Below are 16,688 nucleotides of genomic sequence, written 5' to 3'. Positions count from 1 at the left end.
TTGTCATGGATGTCTCAATAAGAAATGCACTGTTGTTTTCAACGTTTTTCATCTTGTCAGTTATGGCACCGCAGCAACTACAGGCACAAGAATGGGTCTACTCTGTCGTTGATGGCGACACTTTGTCGGAGTTCAGTGAAAAACATCTTAAGAAGACCTCCTACTGGAAGCAGTTACAAAAGATTAACAATGTCGCTGATCCAAAACGAATCCCTGTTAATACTAAACTGCGGATTCCACTCGCCTGGATTAAAAGTGAACCCGCTACGGCCGAAATAGTTGATATTCAAGGCCGGGTTAAAATAAGAACAGCAAAAAGCCCTGAAGAACAGTTTGCGCAGATTGGCGACAAACTATCTTTGGGGGATGAGCTAACAACCTTAAATAATGCCAGTGCCATGATTCGTTTTGCCGATGCCAGTGAAGTCGTAATTCAGCAAAGCACCCACATTAGCTTCAATCACCTTAGTAAATATGGTGAAACAGGGATGGTCGACAGTCGGGTTAGATTAATATCTGGCAATGTAGAAACCCAGGCACAACCCCAGGTTGGAAGTGGTGCTCGCCTTGAGATCCATACCCCATCGGCGATAACCGCAGTCAGAGGCACCGAATTTCGTACCACCTACTCAACTGAGAAAGGAAGCGCCCGTATTGAGGTATTAGAAGGCCGGGTTAAGGTCAGCGGAGCCAATAAAACTCGCCTGATCCGCTCAGGTTACGGGACTAAAGTTGAGAAGAATAAAGCACCGCTTAAACCCAGAAAGCTTCTGCCCGCACCAGAAGTAGCTGCAATACCCGAACCTATTGAACAGGTCGGCTACGAATTATTTTGGCAAAAAGTACCTTCTTCAGCAGCTTACAGAGTACTGATATCTAAAGATAACGTCTTTGGTACTGTGCTTTGGGACAATATTGCTGATCGTAACCGTTTGAATCTTCCTGATTACCCTGATGGAGAATATCAACTACAGATCCGTGCAATAGATAAGTTGGGCATCGAAGGTATGCCCAGCTTTACTCAATTTCGCCTAAATGCGCACCCACAACCACCCTTTCCGATGGCGCCACCCCAAAAAGCAATCATTCGAGGAGAAAACCCTCTACTTGAATGGACACGCTCCGCAGATGCTGAAACCTATCGTCTGGAAGTTGCAACAGACCCACACTTTGCAAACAAGGTTATCGACAAAAACAGAGTTGCTGATATCAGATTCGCCACAGATCAGTTAAGGCCCGAAAAAACCTACTATTGGCGGCTAGCCAGTTTCGCACCCGATGGCGAATTGGGACCTTACAGTGATGTTCGTGAGTTCGATGTAAAACCCATTCCTGCGACGCCAGAAACCTCTGTTCTGGAAGGTGATACGAATGTTTCCTTATCATGGTCAGAGGGAAAACAGGGCCAGACATACCAAATTCAAGTCGCTCGAGACCGAGCATTTGATAACATCCTCACCGATACCACTGTACGTGAAGCCAAACTTGATTTACCCAGACCCGAAGGCTATCGCTATGTTCGGGTCAGAACGTTGGCTGAAGATGGGTACGCCGGAGCCTGGGGCACTACGCAAGAGTTGAGCCCTCCGCCTAGCGATAGTTGGATTTATATCTTCGGTTCGGCGGTAATGACTATACTGTTGTTATGATAAAAAGACGGCTACATCAGATACTGCTTCTTGGCTCGATATTGCTGATTGTTGCGCTGGGCTTTTCCAGCTCGGCGACACAACGTATCAACCTGATCATCTATGATAGCCTGATCAATTTAAACACACCTACCCTTGCATCCGATGTTGTCATTGTTGCTATTGATGAACGAAGTATTGCTTCCCTTGGCCGATGGCCTTGGACACGCAGCCATCATGCCCAGTTAATTGACCGCCTGACGGAATATAAAGCTAAAGTCATCGGTTTTGATGTGCTTTTCACTGAAGAAGAATCGGTTCTGTCTGATACCGAATTTGCTGATGCCCTCGCTCGTCATGGTAGGGTAATACTTCCGGTTGCCCCGGAAAAGAATGATCAAAACGCATCGCTAATTGAGCTTCTGCCTCTTCCTCAGCTTGCCATGCATAGCAGCGCTATCGGCCATGTAGACACCGAGCTTGATATCGATGGTATTAGTAGGAAAGTCTATTTATTTGCCGGTCTGGGAGATGCCCGATGGCCAGCACTGGGTTATGCCCTGTACAAAGAATTTAATGATAATCAGATCCAGGAAAGGCAACCGGAACAGACACAAACGCTGGCAACGCAAGGTACTGGCTGGATAAGAAGTACTCCTTTTCTCATTCCCTATTTCGGCGAAGCCGGAACCTTTCCTCGTTTATCCTATATTGACGTACTTGATGGGGAGATAGACGCAGAAAGTATTACCGATAAAGTGGTTTTAATTGGTGCTACGGCAACCGGAGTGGGTGATGCATTAAGTACGCCTGTATCCAGCAATCATCAAAGGATGCCTGGCGTAGAAATAAACGCTAACATCACCGCGGCGCTGATTCAGGATGAAAACCTTACCCAGGTATCATCTTTGGCTCAGGCAATACTAACGTTAGTGCTTCTCTCGACATTAATTCCAATTGCCCGTTACTTGCCCCGTCGCTATTACCCCTTATGCCTGCCGTTCGCTATTCTTTTAAACATTGGCTTGTGTATCACCCTATTTGAGGAACTAAGACTCTGGTTTCCACCTACGGAAGCATTGTTACTTCAGTTTCTGGGATTCGCCCTCCTCAGTTGGCGGCGCTATAACGCTTCACAGAGTCAGATTCAGCGGCTCAATAAAGAAGTTTATCAACGCCTCAATTTTGACCCGCTTACTCATCTACCCAACCGCGTCATGCTAAAAGAGCAATTGAAGCAGGCGACCGAGAACGCATCACAGAACCAACGAATTGGGTTAATGATTATCCAGATCAGTGGTATCAAAGAAGTGAATAACCTTTTGGGTATCTCCGCTGGCGATAAAGCCCTGACCATGGCGGCCAATCAGATTCAAACCGCTGTAGACTTTCAATTTCCCGTCGCTCGTTTAGAAGGGCTCGAATTTGCCGTCCTGCTTGAAGACCAAACTGACGATGAAACCATTAACCACATTGGACGAAGGCTCCTGCAGCTTCTCCAGCTCCCCTGCGAACTTGACGGCGAACACTTCTTCTTTCAACCTTCAATCGGCGTTGCCATTTTCCCTGAAGACGCCTCTGATGATGAATCTTTTCTTAGTAACGCGCACACGGCAATGCATCAGGCCAAAAGCAGCCACAAACGTGGGCTTTGTTTCTTCGCACCACAATTCAAAGAACAGATTATTGACGAATCCAGCCTGATTAACGATCTGCATCAAGCGCTGGCCCAACACCAACTGGAAGTCTATTATCAACCACAGGTCATGAGTAATACCGGCCAGGTTATCGGATTAGAAGCACTACTTCGCTGGCATCACCCCAAACGGGGTATGGTTTCTCCGGCTGAGTTTATCCCGGTAGCGGAAAAAACAGGTTTAATAGAAAGCATTGGTGAGTGGGTACTGGACACTGCCTGCTTTCAGATTGCTCAATGGAATCGTGACCATAATCAGAATATCCGCATAGCCGTTAACCTCTCTTCTTTGCAAGTCGCTAATCCTGATCTGGTAGCTACGATAGAATCCACTTTAGAAAGAGCCCGGTTAGCGCCTGAATTACTTGAGCTTGAGCTAACCGAATCAATCCTTATTGAGGATTTCGAAGCAACGATAAAGATTCTTCAACAACTAAAAGATCTGGGTGTAAAAATTGCCGTAGATGACTTTGGGACCGGTTATTCATCTTTAAGTTATCTTAAACAGTTCCCCATTGACCGGATAAAAATTGATCAAAGTTTTGTGCGGGATATTGACCAGAGTTCAAAAAGTGCAGAAATTACCCAAGCGATCATAGCCATGGCGCATAGCCTGAATATGCAGGTCATTGCTGAAGGCGTTGAAACCGACCATCAACGTGGTTTTTTAATGTCTCAAACCTGTGAAGAGCTTCAGGGTTTCTTCTTCAGTAAACCCCTACCAAGTGCAAAAATTGAACAGTTAATCCAAAAAAGCCAATTTATAACACCTAACAATAGCTCACAGTCCCATGACTGACAGGTAATTAAGTACTTGGCGAGCGCAGATTGAAACGTTACTCTTGGCCTTTCATATAGCGATAAGCTTGCATATTCTCAAGCAGGGTTTCCTATATTGAATGGTTAATTTGGGAATGAGCATGTCGAACAAAATTCTAATACTCCACACCGGCGGTACCATTGGTATGCAGACTTCTGACGAAGGGTATATCCCGGTCCCTGGATTCGAGAATCTCATTAGGGAAAGGCTCGCACATTCTCATCATGCAGCTTTACCTGAATTCGAAATGCTGGAGTTAAACCCTCTTATCGATAGTGCGAATATTGATCCCAAACACTGGAATATTATTGCCAAAACAATTCTTGATAATTACGAGCAATTTCAAGGTTTTGTGGTTCTGCATGGAACCGATACTATGGCATACAGCGCATCAATGCTGTCTTTCATGCTTCAGGGCCTGGATAAGCCGGTGGTCTTTACAGGTTCACAAATCCCGCTTTCACAACTACGCAGTGATGCTTTAGATAACCTGATCACTTCTCTGATCGTGGCGGGCTTCCACCCGGTAAATGAAGTAAGTGTTTACTTTAATGGCAGGCTTCTGCGTGGTAACCGTTGTAGTAAAGTAAAAGCGACAGGACTGGATGCATTTGATAGCCCTAATTTTCCCTGGCTGGGTCAGATCGGCCTGAATATAGATATTCACAATCAACTGATCATCAATAAAACGGCTGGAGAGTTTAGCAACCCGGCATTTCTAAAAGGAGCAGTTGCCATCCTACCCGTTTATCCTGGTATGACAGGTGCTGCCACTGAAGCTATCTGCCAACCTCCAGAAGTGAGGGCAATAATCCTCCGAAGCTATGGGGTGGGTAACTTGCCTGACGGTAATGAAGGCTTTATTTACGCCCTACAAAACGCCTCAAATAAAGGTATTTTGATCGTTAATAGCAGCCAGTGTTTACAAGCCGATGTTTACCAGGGCCAATATGCCTGCAGTAATATATTGAATAAAATGGGTGTACTTTCTGCTGGCGAGATGACACAGGAAGCCGTTTTTACCAAGCTTCATTTTTTACTTGCGACTGAAACAGAACCGGAAATTATAAAAAAACGTTTCATGGAGAATCTGATTGGAGAGAGAGAATAGGCAGGTCTCTGATTAAGGCAACTCCACTTTCGCTAGCCATTCACTCTCTTCCGGCTCCAGATAGACCTGTTCTAAAAGCTCGGCAGCCCAACTTTCCTGTTCGGCAATTTTTTGCAACATCGCAATCGCCAGCACTTTAACGGCTGGCTCTGAACTCCATACTGAACCATTCAAGCAGCGCCAATGGTTTGCATCTCGGCTTTTTGGCTTGTTAATCTGCTCACTACAGATATCGCAAATCATCACACAATGCTCCAGCATAGGATCATTGGGGACAGGTGGGACTTCGAAGATGCTTAATTTCACACCTTGAGCATCGCAAAGTTCACAATGAGCTCCACTTCGACGCACCAAATCCTTACCAAACAGGGATAACCCATGATGGCGCTCCATATGGCGGTCATAACCTCGAGACATCTTACTTCTCCTTCATATGATCCTTACTTAACAGATAGCATAGGCAAACAGGCTTTTACCAGTTTTAGACGGTAAAACTAAGAAATATGATAGCGATTCAGGGAATCAATAACTTTTTCGAATCATCTGTAGAAAACAGATCATATAAAATAGCAGGGGCGGTAACGACGTACCGCCCCTCTTGCCGGATGGATACTCCGACTAATCGGCCTTCGCAGGCAAAACTTGTTGCTATGTTAAGCGGCTTGCTGATGATCCCAGTGCAGATGAATTATCTCTACCAGCGCTTTTGGACAATGCTGTCTAATCACTTTGTGTATTTCACACGATCGCTCTTCGGGGATATCCACCATCACCAAAAAACACCCTTGCTCTAAGGCATGTTTGTACTTTGCCAACAGATGTAAAGGCGTTTCTTCACCCACCAGTTTGCCTAACCATCCTCCTAAGCTTATTCCAAGGATGCTAGTTACAATAACAGCCCCGCCACCCGTTAATGGTCCAACAGGCCCGAGTACTGTTGTTGCCATGAGACCAGCAGCCAGGCCAAAACCACCACCTGCTACCATGCCCCAATCCATATCATTTTCAAATTCAGTTGTTTCTACATCTGTCGCGGCGCGGCAGGGCAACCCAGTTAACTGAGAAGCATCATCAGCTATTAAATGAACCAAGCCTTCCTCAATCCCGATGGAGAAAAAATCCGCCACAACCTCACTAAGCTGTTGTTGGTTCGGGACAAGAAACAATAACCGTCTCACCGTCCAGTGACTCCATAAAAACAACACTTATTGATTATAGTTCACCTCCTTTTTTCTGCTGGATATGGTTAAGAAATGCACCGTATAATGCTTGAAAAATTTTCAAGCCGGAGAGCAGACTATGCTGCAGATAGGGACGCCATTATCCAATTCAGCAACACGTGTGTTGATGTGTGGTGGTGGAGAACTAGGTAAGGAAGTGGTGATCGAGCTTCAGCGTTTAGGTGCCGAAGTCATTGTTGTCGATCGATATGAGAATGCACCCGCTATGCAGGTAGCGCACCGTAGCCATATCATTTCCATGCTGGATGGTGATGCACTAAGAGAGGTTATCGAAACTGAAAAGCCTCACCTGATTGTTCCGGAAATTGAGGCTATTGCAACGGATACGCTGGTTCAACTTGAGAGCGAAGGCTTCAACGTAGTACCTAGTGCACGTGCTACCCAGTTAACGATGAACCGAGAAGGCATTCGTAGATTAGCTGCAGAAGAGCTTGGCGTCGCTACATCAGCCTATCAGTTTGCTGAAACCTATGAAGAGTATCAGCAAGCAATAGCGGCGGTTGGAATTCCCTGCGTCGTTAAACCTATCATGAGCTCTTCCGGAAAAGGACAGAGCACAATCACCTCCGAAGATCAGGTTGAAGCAGCCTGGAGCTACGCTCAGGAAGGGGGCCGCGCAGGAAAAGGCAAAGTGATTGTCGAAGGTTTTGTAGACTTTGATTATGAAATCACCCTGCTGACCATTCGCCACGATACGAATACCAGCTTTTGCGAACCTATTGGCCATGTCCAGGTTAGTGGCGACTATCGACAATCCTGGCAACCACAGGAGATGAGTGAAGTAGCCCTGGAGAAATCACGCGACATCGCGACAAAAGTGACGACCGCTTTGGGGGGCAATGGCCTATTTGGGGTTGAACTGTTTATTAAAGGGGATCAGGTGTACTTCAGTGAAGTTTCCCCCAGACCACATGACACAGGTATGGTGACGATGATCTCGCAGGATTTATCCGAGTTTGCACTCCATGCCCGAGCGATTCTAGGTCTGCCAATTCCTAATATTCACTTCCACGGCCCATCTGCCTCCAGTGTTATTTTGGTAGAAGGTGAGTCGAATGAAGTTAAATTTGCCAATCTTCAGCAGGTTCTGGCCGAACCGAACACTCAGCTACGACTTTTCGGCAAACCAGAAGTTAGTGGCCAACGCCGTATGGGCGTGGTATTGGCCCGCGATGAAACAGTCTCAACCGCAAAAGAAAAGGCCATTCGCGGATCCACATCGATGAATGTGGAGCTTTAGCATAGAGATAAAAAAGGGCCAAACGGCCCTTTTTTATCAAGGTTGCATTATGCACTAATTCGCTGCTCTGCAACTGCATGCCGGCCGAAGGCCGTTAACATCGCCTGAAGCGCTGCAGACGAGGTATCTTCGCTAATGGCAACCGCATATTCTGTCGCGCCATCAACCTCTACCGCGACGGTAGCCTGAGCTTTTGCATCTGTACCGCTACCAATCGCATGCTCATCAAACTGAGTAACCTCAAACTGACACTGGTAATGGTTACTCAACGCATCTTTAAGTGCCTCAAGCGCTCCCGCTCCCTGGCCGCTAAATTCAGCATCTCCTATCTGGAATCTGGCCGACACTTGTTGTTCATCAGTATGCAAATCATAACGAGTCATCGTCCAGGCATCAGCTACCTCAACAAAGTGTTTCTGGTAAAGCGTGTAAATAACCTCAGGAGAAACTTCAACGCCCTGCTGTTCAGCCGCAGACTGTACAACCTTACTCAGCGGCACATGCATCCACTTCGGCAGTTCGATACCATAATCCCGCTCCAAAACCAGCGCTACGCCGCCTTTACCGCTTTGGCTGTTGATACGCACGACCGCTTCATATTCACGGCTTATATCACGAGGATCAATCGGTAGATAAGCAACATCCCAGTGTTCCTGGTTATGCTCTTTGTGATAATTCACAGACTTTCGAATCGCATCCTGATGGCTACCAGAGAAGGCGGTATATACCAACTCCCCTGCCCATGGATGACGGACGGAAACAGGGATCTCATTGCAAGACTCAACAACCTCAATAATCTCTTTGATATCAGAGAAATCCAGCTCTGGGTCTATGCCTTGTGAATACAGATTCATCCCCATGGTGACGATATCCATATTACCAGTACGCTCACCATTGCCCATCAGCGTACCTTCGACACGATCCGCACCTGCCATGACGCCAAGTTCAGCCGCGGCAACCGCACAACCACGATCGTTATGTGTATGCAGGCTGATACGTACTTGATCTCGCTGCTTCAGCTTACGGCAGAAATATTCTACCTGATCGGCAAACACATTCGGTGTAGACATCTCTACCGTCGAAGGCAGGTTAATAACCACCTTTTGACCGTTCTCTGGCTGCCATTCGGCGATCACTGCATCACACACCTCTACCGCAAAATCCATCTCGGTTCCGGTGTAGCTTTCAGGTGAATACTGAAATTCCCATTGTGTATCCGGGTGCTGCTTCGCGTAATCACGCACCCACTTCGCCCCCTGAACAGCGATACCTTTGATCTCATCTTTGTCCATGCCAAAGACCTGCTCACGCTGAACAACCGAAGTAGAGTTATAAACATGGACATTTGCTTTCTTGACACCACCTAGGGCATCAAAGGTCTTCTTAATCAACTCTTCGCGCGCCTGGGTCAAAACCTGAATGCTCACATCATCAGGAATCAGATTTTCATCCACCAGCTTGCGAACAAAGTCATAATCAGGTTTTGATGCTGAAGGGAAACCGACTTCAATCTCTTTAAAACCCAGTTTTACCAATAGGGTAAACATACGAGTTTTCTGTTCAACTGACATAGGATTAATCAGAGCCTGGTTACCATCACGGAGATCAACGCTACACCAATCGGGTGCTTTATTAATCTCATTGTCCGGCCAGGTTCGATCCTTCAGGCGAACAGTTTCAAAACGACGGTACTTGCGATGGTCAAACATAACTCTGATCCGTTCTTCAGTTGAATTCTAATTCTTCTTAAATGCAAAACCCGCTGCCAAGCGTTCAAAGCGAACAATGGCAACGGGGAATTTTTCAGCAGACACTTTTGGCATCAGTTTTCGAGTTAAATGGTTCGATAAACCAAGTCAGGCTGGTAGCGCTCACTTTTGATGATTACCCCCTCACATGCTGATTGGCGATGTGATTTGTTTCCCCTCAACCGATGAAGAGAAGTTTATAGAGTCCTTTGCGCAATTACCGATCTAAAACACAAAATTTAACCTAATTTGCGCAATAATAATTAAGCAAATACAATTAACTTTAAAATATTATTGTTTTTAATAAAAAATAGATGAAAAATTCTGTCTCCCTTGACCGCTTTGACCTGAAAATATTGCGTGAACTCCAGAACAATGGAGATCTTTCCAACCAAGACCTCGCCGAGCGCGTCGGCCTGACGGCAGCCCCCTGCTCGCGACGCGTTAAGCAACTAGAAGAGAGCGGAGTGATCAGAGACCGGGTAGTTAGACTGGATGAAAGATCCATTGATCTGAACCTCTTCGCGATTTTACATATCAGCATGGATAAACATATTCCTGAGCGTTTCGAGGAGTTTGAGAAAACAATTCGCGAATTACCTGAAGTCATGGAGTGTTATCTGATTACGGGTCACGATGCAGATTATCAGCTCAAAGTCGCCGTTCCTGATATGGATAGCTATCACGATATATTGCTAGGGAAAATTACCCGTATACGTGGGGTTACAGGGGTAAAGTCTGCCTTCATTATGCGTAAAGTAGTTGATAGCACGGCAATGCCATTAAGCTACGTGAGTGAGTATTAGACCGATAGGTCGGAAGCATATAATTCAGATTTATCCAGTTTTTCTCTGAACGACTTTCACAGTATGGGATGACGTTTTTTGTTATTCGATTATTGTTTAGTTACTGTTACTTTTTACAGGATCATTCAATAATTCAAACAAAATCGATTGACCAAAATAGTGAAGGAATACTGATGTCAGTCATCAAGGAACCAGACCAGACATTACATCATGTACTGGACATAATCTCTGATGGTGTATGGGATTGGAACATAGCCACAGGCCAGGTTATAAGGAACCCGGGGTGGTACCGAATGCTTGGCTACGAAATCCACTCATTCAAACAAGATGTCCTTACTTGGGAAAACCTGATCCACTCAGATGATCACGATCGGGTCATGGGGCATTTTGAGGCATATGTTCAAGGACTGATTCCTGAATACAACATTCAATATCGTTGCTTGAAAGGTGATGGCTCCTTTTTGTGGATCGAAGACTCAGGAAGAATTGTGGAGCGATCAGCAGAAGGCTCCCCTCAACGAATGATAGGTGCACATACAAACATTCATGCGCAGAAAACTCTTCAGCAGAAGCTTGAAGAACAGAGTAAGCTGCTACGTGGTGAATATGAAAACCTTGACCATATCATCCAGGAAAGAACTAAAGAGCTAGACCAACTGAACCAGCAGCTTGCCCGCAAGGTAGAAGAAGTTGAGATGCTTGCGAGCCGGGATGCTTTAACCGGCATCTATAACCGTAGAATGTTTGAAAGCTTTCTTGATATAGAGATCAAAAGAGCCAAGCGCTATTCTCAACCCATGTGCGTCATACTCGCAGATATCGATCTGTTTAAACACGTTAACGATCGTTATGGCCATAGTTCAGGCGATAAAGTACTCGTAGAGGTCGCCCTTACTCTGCAACAGCATCTCAGAGAAAGTGATTATCTGGCACGCTGGGGTGGTGAAGAGTTTGCAATCATTCTTCCCAATACCGCAACAAAAGTAGCGATGGAAACGGCTGAACGGCTTCGCCACGAAGTAGAGTCCTTAGTTACAACGGAAGGCATTAGCGTTACTTGTAGTTTTGGCGTCACCCAGTTTCATCAAAAAGATTGCGGTACAAGCATCTTCTCCCGCATGGATCAGGCGTTGTACATGGCTAAAGATCAGAACCGCAACACCGTCCGATTAATCCCTCCCAGACCCGAAGTACGCGCCTGACGCTCGCCTGCACAAATATGTCAGCTATATTTAACGTTATTGTCAGTGGAAAGTAATAAAGGCCAAGCGACAATTTATCTCTTTTGTCACTGCCTTCTGCACCGATCTATCAGGCACTCGCGGTATATACAGCAGTTCCAGGTTTTAGCATTTGCCAGCAGTCACGACCACACTACCCAGCAACTGAGAGAGCACTATGACCGAGCAAGCTAATCCCGTCGTTATCAGTGGCTTTGGGCTTTGGAATCCTGAGCACAGCATCAGCAACGAAGAACTTGTCGAAGCCTATAATCAATACGCCACCACATTTAATGAACAACATAAAGCTGAAATTGAACAGGGAGAGCTGATAGCTAAACCGCTTTCAAGTGCTGAATTTATTACCAAAGCCTCAGGCATTAAAAATCGCTTCGTTTACCGCAAAGAAGGCGCTCTTAATCCTGAGAGAATGCGCCCATTTATCGAACCAAGAAACAATGAAGAACTTTCACATCAGGCTGAAATGGCCGTCAATGCTGCTGAAAAAGCGATAAGATCCGCCCAATGTACAAATTCTGAAATAGATGCTGTCATAGTCGCATGTTCCTACACACAGCGCGCTTACCCAGCCATTGCTATTGAAGTTCAACAGGCTCTCGGCATCAGCGGCTTTGGCTTCGATATGTTAGTCGCCTGTTCTTCCGCCACATTTGCCCTGCAAAGAGCCTATGAAATGATTAAAGCTGGAACAGCAGCCCGCGTTTTAGTCATCAACCCTGAATTAACCTCGCCACAGAACAACTGGCGTGATCGCGACAGCCATTTTATTTTTGGCGATGTCGCTGTAGCCACTGTTATCGAAGCCGCTGACACCTGCCAATCAGATGAGAGCTATGAGATTCTCAGCACTAAAGCAGCAACACTCTTCTCTAACAACATTCGCTCCAACTTTGGTTATCTGGCCTACACCGATGATTCGGATCCCTTCGGTGAAGATAAATTCTTTATCCAAAACGGGCGCAAAGTTTTTAAGGAAGTCTGCCCGATGGCGGCGGAGCATATCACTGCTCAGCTACAAAGCCTGAACATAGACAACAGTCAGGTTAAGCGGTGGTGGTTACACCAGGCCAACATCAATATGAACCTGCTCATAGCTAAAAAGTTGCTTGGTAGAGAAGCCTCTGCAGAAGAAGCCCCCATCGTTCTGGACCAATATGCAAATACGGCTTCGGCAGGATCACTTATCGCCTTTAATCTTCACCGCGCAGGCTTGAAGTCCGGTGACTTGGGGGTGATTTGCTCTTTTGGGGCTGGGTATTCTATCGGCAGTCTGGTGATTAAAAAGCGCTAATCCTTTTGCTAGGTAAGCGCTGCTAGGGGCTTGATCGCCCCTATACTATTAACTTTTCATCATCCTATTGAGAGACATAAACTTTGAATGTTTCATCAAGGTTGAACTCCATCTCACGGATACGTTCGATAGCAACTCCATCCAACACCTGATCAGCACTCAATAACAACATTCCATCACCACTGATCAGATCCCTGCTCAGCTTCATCCCTGGCTTTAACTGATCACTAAAAACAGCTTTATCATTGAGCGTATCTCCAGACTTTGAAAGCTCCTCAACAACTCTCGCTAATAGTGCAACCACATCCTGATTATATCTCTCTTTGGCCTTGTCACTTAGATAGGTTATGGCTTCATCAGTACTGTATTCGCGCTCGTCATAGAGCCCATGAATAAGCTCTACATAATCGTTAACGACCGCTAGCACCTGGGCCCGGAAGGTAATTTCCTCACCTTTAATTCCCTTAGGGTAACCACTGCCATCAAGATATTCCTTATGCTGCAAAATGATTTTCCCGGCGGGGTAGAGCGGTTTAACCATTAAACAAGCGGCTTGAGCCAATAGAGGATGATTTTGAAACTCCCTCTGTTGCTCAGCCCCTAATTTTAAATAGGGTTCTTTGATCAACTCGTCAGAGAAGCTGAGTTTGCCTATCTGCCTCAGTTGCCACGCGTAATAAAGCTGCTTCAAATCCTGATCTTTTAATCCCGTTTTACTCGCAACCAGTAACAGAATTTTATTCAACTTAATATTCTCACCCGATGCTCTCACACCAAGGCGGCGAGTAGCTAACGCTGAGAACATACGGACCACAGAACGATAGTTGGTCTTTAGCCGATCGTTTGCCTGTATGATCTGCTGCGTCCGTTCTTTAACTTTCTCTTCCAGCCCTTGATTTAACTGTTTCAGCTGCTTATTTTTTGCTTCTGTTTCTTCCTGTAAACGAAGGTTTTCCTCACGTAAAAACGCAAGCTGCAAGCCCTTTTCGACAACTTTAAAAACATCCTCATCTTCCCAGGGTTTTAACAAAAAGCGACTTATTTTTCCTCGATTAACTGCATCAATCGTCGCCTGGGCATCGGCATAGCCTGAAATAACGACACGTTCTATATCCGGGTAACTTTTCGCTACCTGCTCCAGAAAAACCTCACCTCCCATTTCAGGCATGCGCATATCACTGATGACCAACTGAACTGAGGTGCCCTTTAACGCCTCCAGTGCATCAAGCGGCGAGGTAAAGGTAATTATGTTGCAACCCAAACGTTTAATCAGACGCTTTAACGAATTAAGAATGGGCTGCTCATCATCAACGAGCATCACCGTATAGTTCTTGTAATTCATATATTTCCCTTAATTTGCGTCATAACCTACCCTGCTTCCTGGACAACTTCTGATTTATTGATTGGCAACACAATTGTGAAACAGCTACCCATGCCCAATTCACTTTCCACACGGATATCACCATGATGATCATCCACAATAATACCGTAGGAAATGGATAAACCCAGGCCTGTCCCCTTCCCCACCTCTTTAGTGGTAAAGAAAGGTTCAAACAAGCGTCCAAGCTCATCCTTCACAATACCGCAACCATTATCACGAATGCTAATTTCCACTGCTTCCTCACGAAAAACGGAAGCGATTTCAATACGCCCCTGCTCTTTTATCGCATGGGCCGCATTCAATAACATATTGAGAAGCACTTGCTTAATCTGCCCAGGGATGCAGTTTATCTGCGGTATATCTCCCAGATCAGTAATGATCTCACAATGGTATTTAATCTCGTTGTTAGCAACTTTAAGTGTTGTTTCAATACACTCATTGAGATCTGTAAGCTGCATCTCCTCAGTACTATCAACATGAGAAAACGCTTTTAACCCTTTTACGATCTCCTTAACACGAACAGATCCTTCGTGGGTATCTTTGAGCAGATCATCTAAATCATCATTCATAAAAGCCAGATCATACTCTTCCACTAAGCTTTTGATTTTCGCATATTGAGCTTTACGCTCCTGGCTATCCTTTAAGCTAAACAGCGTTTCATACGCACCCAGTAGTTCACGATAATTCTTCACATACTCTTCTAAAGTGCAGAGATTACTCATCACAAAACCAAGTGGGTTATTGATCTCGTGTGCAACCCCCGCAGCCAGCACACCGACAGACGCCATTTTTTCTGACTGCACCAGTTTTGCCTGAGTTTTCTTAATCTCATCATTTGCCTGAAGTAGCTCTTTGTTCTTCTCGACTAACTGATGAGTTCGCTGCTTTACACGGTCTTCAAGGGAGCGATTCAGCTCTTCAAGTTCCGCCTCATATTGATCCCTCCGCCTGCTGGCCTCTTCAAGATCAGATGCCATCACATTAAATGCCCGAGCTACATCTGCAATTTCATCCTTCCCTTTGACCGGTATGTTGATATCCAGCTCACCCGCTGATATCTGCTGTGCCCCTTTTCTAAGCCCCTGTAACTGCCTGGTTAAGTAGGTTCCTAAAATAAAGGAAAACAGCGCCACCAATCCCATCTCCATCGCGGCAATTAATGCACTTCGCTGTTCAGCCTCAGCAATGGTTTGACGAAGAAGGTTAATATCTAAACCAAGCTCAACCCGGCCATAGACAACGCCCCCTTCTGCCACTAGCGCATAGGTATCGAAGATCCCATCATCAACAGATTCAACCTCTTGATCCGCTGCAAAATCTGCTGACAGAGCTTCTGGCATTCCCGCTTCGGCAAACAACTGCTGATCAGGCCCTAGCACCCTGGCGTACACCAGGTCCGGGTTTTTCAACACTTCGTTTACAAATGCATCAAGCGATGCCAGGTCATAGCTCAGTACGGCATCTTTTGCTGTTGTTGCGAATAAGGTCGCGGTTGTCGAGGCACGCTTAACAATGCCCTCATAGTTCGTTGTTCTCAGGTAATCAAGCGTCATAGAAACCAGAAGCAATAGAAGAACAGCCTCTATCGCAGCAATACCTATGATTGTTTTAAGCCTGAGTGACATACTATGCCCTTCTCCTTACTAAACAGCAGAGCTGTCAGATTCAGTCCAGCAGATGTTGCAAAAGCTTGATATTAAGCGCTCTTACATCATCCCAATCGGCGTTTGAAGCAACCTCAATCCCCTTAAAATTGATAGTTTTCAATAGCTTCTGCCCCTGTGGATCCGTATTCATTGAGAGAAGCGCTTGCTGTATTCTGAGACGCGTTTCCTCATTCAGATCGGGATGTGTCGCGATAGCATGCGGGGTATAGCCAGGAGTCGTCCAAAGTACTCTTAAACCTTCCCGCACCTTTGGATCGGTATTATTAAAGGTTCTCATGACTCCACCACCCGCTGGGAATAAACCTTTGGATACAGTCAGATACACTGAATCATGTGAAGAAACATACTTTGGAGAAAAGTTAATCCCATCCTGAGTCATTTTTGCCCGAGGCAGCACACTAGCGGCGAATGCGGCAGGGGATGGAAAAGCCAGGGAAGTACCATCCAACTCTTGCAACGATTGTATCGGGCTGTCTTCAGCCACGACTACAATGCCTTTAATAACCTTATCTTTTTGTTTAGCCAAAGCCTGATAGCCCGGCTTCTGATTAAAAACAGTAAAATGATAGGGGTTCATATACGCGATATCATACTCCCCTGCCAATAACCTTTTTTCGAAGGTAGGAATATCTCGCGCAGTCGAAAAAGTAATTTTTACTCCTGCCTTTTCACTCAAATACCCAGTGATTGGAGTCCATAAACGGGCAAGTTTTTTTGCCGATTGTTGCGGGACAATACCTAAAGTGAGTGTATCCGCACAAGCAAGCGGGCTTACAGAACCGATAAGCATCCATAGGATCACATACTTTGTTTTCATA

13 protein-coding genes are annotated in these 16,688 nt (G+C 45.7%); 7 read left to right on the top strand and 6 right to left on the bottom strand.

Annotated elements, in window-relative coordinates; translation table 11 throughout:
* Nucleotides 1-5 precede the first annotated feature (5 nt).
* The 3 genes from MED92_RS14350 to MED92_RS14340 all read left to right on the top strand — a co-directional run bounded on the left by MED92_RS14350 (nt 6) and on the right by MED92_RS14340 (nt 5,255).
* Nucleotides 6-1,649, top strand: coding sequence for a FecR domain-containing protein (locus tag MED92_RS14350; RefSeq protein WP_007022291.1), 1,644 nt, complete (start codon nt 6-8; stop codon nt 1,647-1,649).
* Nucleotides 1,646-4,123 (top strand): putative bifunctional diguanylate cyclase/phosphodiesterase, encoded by a 2,478-nt coding sequence (locus tag MED92_RS18695; RefSeq protein WP_007022290.1) that lies wholly within the window; start codon nt 1,646-1,648, stop codon nt 4,121-4,123. The genes MED92_RS14350 and MED92_RS18695 overlap by 4 nt, the downstream gene beginning before the upstream one ends.
* Nucleotides 4,124-4,244: 121 nt before the next feature.
* On the top strand, nt 4,245-5,255 hold the full coding sequence (locus tag MED92_RS14340) for a type I asparaginase (RefSeq protein ID WP_007022289.1): 1,011 nt from the start codon (nt 4,245-4,247) through the stop codon (nt 5,253-5,255).
* Between the two features lie 12 nt (nt 5,256-5,267).
* On the opposite strand, the gene MED92_RS14335 is transcribed toward MED92_RS14340, so the two are convergent.
* Nucleotides 5,268-5,672 (bottom strand): hypothetical protein, encoded by a 405-nt coding sequence (locus MED92_RS14335; RefSeq protein ID WP_007022288.1) that lies wholly within the window; start codon nt 5,670-5,672, stop codon nt 5,268-5,270.
* Nucleotides 5,673-5,908: 236 nt separating this feature from the next.
* Entirely contained in the window at nt 5,909-6,433 is a 525-nt protein-coding gene (locus MED92_RS14330) for a hypothetical protein (protein ID WP_154715244.1), read from the bottom strand.
* 121 nt (nt 6,434-6,554) lie between these two features.
* On the opposite strand from MED92_RS14330, the gene purT reads away from it, so the two are divergent.
* The gene (gene purT / locus MED92_RS14325; protein ID WP_007022286.1) at nt 6,555-7,736 is read left to right on the top strand and encodes a formate-dependent phosphoribosylglycinamide formyltransferase; all 1,182 of its coding nucleotides are present in this window, start codon (nt 6,555-6,557) and stop codon (nt 7,734-7,736) included.
* A gap of 47 nt (nt 7,737-7,783) precedes the next feature.
* Here the strand turns inward: purT and leuA are convergent, their stop codons facing one another.
* Nucleotides 7,784-9,445, bottom strand: coding sequence for a 2-isopropylmalate synthase (gene leuA, locus MED92_RS14320; protein ID WP_007022285.1), 1,662 nt, complete (start codon nt 9,443-9,445; stop codon nt 7,784-7,786).
* A 353-nt stretch (nt 9,446-9,798) separates the two neighbouring features.
* On the opposite strand from leuA, the gene MED92_RS14315 reads away from it, so the two are divergent.
* From MED92_RS14315 to MED92_RS14305, 3 genes are all read left to right on the top strand, one after another.
* The gene (locus MED92_RS14315; RefSeq protein ID WP_007022284.1) at nt 9,799-10,290 is read left to right on the top strand and encodes an Lrp/AsnC family transcriptional regulator; all 492 of its coding nucleotides are present in this window, start codon (nt 9,799-9,801) and stop codon (nt 10,288-10,290) included.
* Between the two features lie 173 nt (nt 10,291-10,463).
* Complete coding sequence (locus MED92_RS14310; protein ID WP_007022283.1) at nt 10,464-11,492, top strand: sensor domain-containing diguanylate cyclase; 1,029 nt, start codon at nt 10,464-10,466, stop codon at nt 11,490-11,492.
* 196 nt (nt 11,493-11,688) lie between these two features.
* Nucleotides 11,689-12,822: a beta-ketoacyl-ACP synthase III gene (locus MED92_RS14305; protein WP_007022282.1), complete on the top strand. Its 1,134-nt coding sequence runs from the start codon at nt 11,689-11,691 to the stop codon at nt 12,820-12,822.
* A 64-nt stretch (nt 12,823-12,886) separates the two neighbouring features.
* Here MED92_RS14305 and nosR read toward each other — a convergent pair whose 3' ends face one another.
* Genes nosR through MED92_RS14290 form a run of 3 tightly spaced genes read right to left on the bottom strand, consistent with a single transcriptional unit; the run spans nt 12,887 to nt 16,687 of the window.
* A complete protein-coding gene (gene nosR, locus MED92_RS14300; RefSeq protein WP_007022281.1) occupies nt 12,887-14,164 on the bottom strand; it encodes a response regulator c-di-GMP phosphodiesterase, NosR family in 1,278 nt (425 codons plus the stop codon).
* A gap of 26 nt (nt 14,165-14,190) precedes the next feature.
* Nucleotides 14,191-15,828, bottom strand: coding sequence for a sensor histidine kinase (locus MED92_RS19365; protein WP_007022280.1), 1,638 nt, complete (start codon nt 15,826-15,828; stop codon nt 14,191-14,193).
* Nucleotides 15,829-15,868: 40 nt separating this feature from the next.
* Nucleotides 15,869-16,687 carry a phosphate/phosphite/phosphonate ABC transporter substrate-binding protein gene (locus MED92_RS14290; protein WP_007022279.1) on the bottom strand — a complete coding sequence of 273 codons (819 nt, stop codon included), beginning with the start codon at nt 16,685-16,687 and terminating at the stop codon, nt 15,869-15,871.
* Between the last annotated feature and the right edge of the window lies 1 nt (nt 16,688).

This window comes from Neptuniibacter caesariensis (assembly GCF_000153345.1).
Lineage (GTDB): Bacteria > Pseudomonadota > Gammaproteobacteria > Pseudomonadales > Balneatricaceae > Neptuniibacter > Neptuniibacter caesariensis.
The sequence above is the reverse complement of the archived record's forward strand: the minus strand, read 5'-3'. Positions and strand labels throughout refer to the sequence as shown.

What these genes read in the sequence shown, in the direction of transcription:
- MED92_RS14350 (WP_007022291.1), top strand. Translation starts at nt 6, where the DNA reads ATGGATGTCTCAATAAGAAATGCACTGTTGTTTTCAACGTTTTTCATC.
- MED92_RS18695 (WP_007022290.1), top strand. Translation starts at nt 1,646, where the DNA reads ATGATAAAAAGACGGCTACATCAGATACTGCTTCTTGGCTCGATATTG.
- MED92_RS14340 (WP_007022289.1), top strand. Translation starts at nt 4,245, where the DNA reads ATGTCGAACAAAATTCTAATACTCCACACCGGCGGTACCATTGGTATG.
- MED92_RS14335 (WP_007022288.1), bottom strand. Translation starts at nt 5,672, where the DNA reads ATGTCTCGAGGTTATGACCGCCATATGGAGCGCCATCATGGGTTATCC.
- purT (WP_007022286.1), top strand. Translation starts at nt 6,555, where the DNA reads ATGCTGCAGATAGGGACGCCATTATCCAATTCAGCAACACGTGTGTTG.
- leuA (WP_007022285.1), bottom strand. Translation starts at nt 9,445, where the DNA reads ATGTTTGACCATCGCAAGTACCGTCGTTTTGAAACTGTTCGCCTGAAG.
- MED92_RS14315 (WP_007022284.1), top strand. Translation starts at nt 9,799, where the DNA reads ATGAAAAATTCTGTCTCCCTTGACCGCTTTGACCTGAAAATATTGCGT.
- MED92_RS14310 (WP_007022283.1), top strand. Translation starts at nt 10,464, where the DNA reads ATGTCAGTCATCAAGGAACCAGACCAGACATTACATCATGTACTGGAC.
- MED92_RS14305 (WP_007022282.1), top strand. Translation starts at nt 11,689, where the DNA reads ATGACCGAGCAAGCTAATCCCGTCGTTATCAGTGGCTTTGGGCTTTGG.
- nosR (WP_007022281.1), bottom strand. Translation starts at nt 14,164, where the DNA reads ATGAATTACAAGAACTATACGGTGATGCTCGTTGATGATGAGCAGCCC.
- MED92_RS19365 (WP_007022280.1), bottom strand. Translation starts at nt 15,828, where the DNA reads ATGTCACTCAGGCTTAAAACAATCATAGGTATTGCTGCGATAGAGGCT.
- MED92_RS14290 (WP_007022279.1), bottom strand. Translation starts at nt 16,687, where the DNA reads ATGAAAACAAAGTATGTGATCCTATGGATGCTTATCGGTTCTGTAAGC.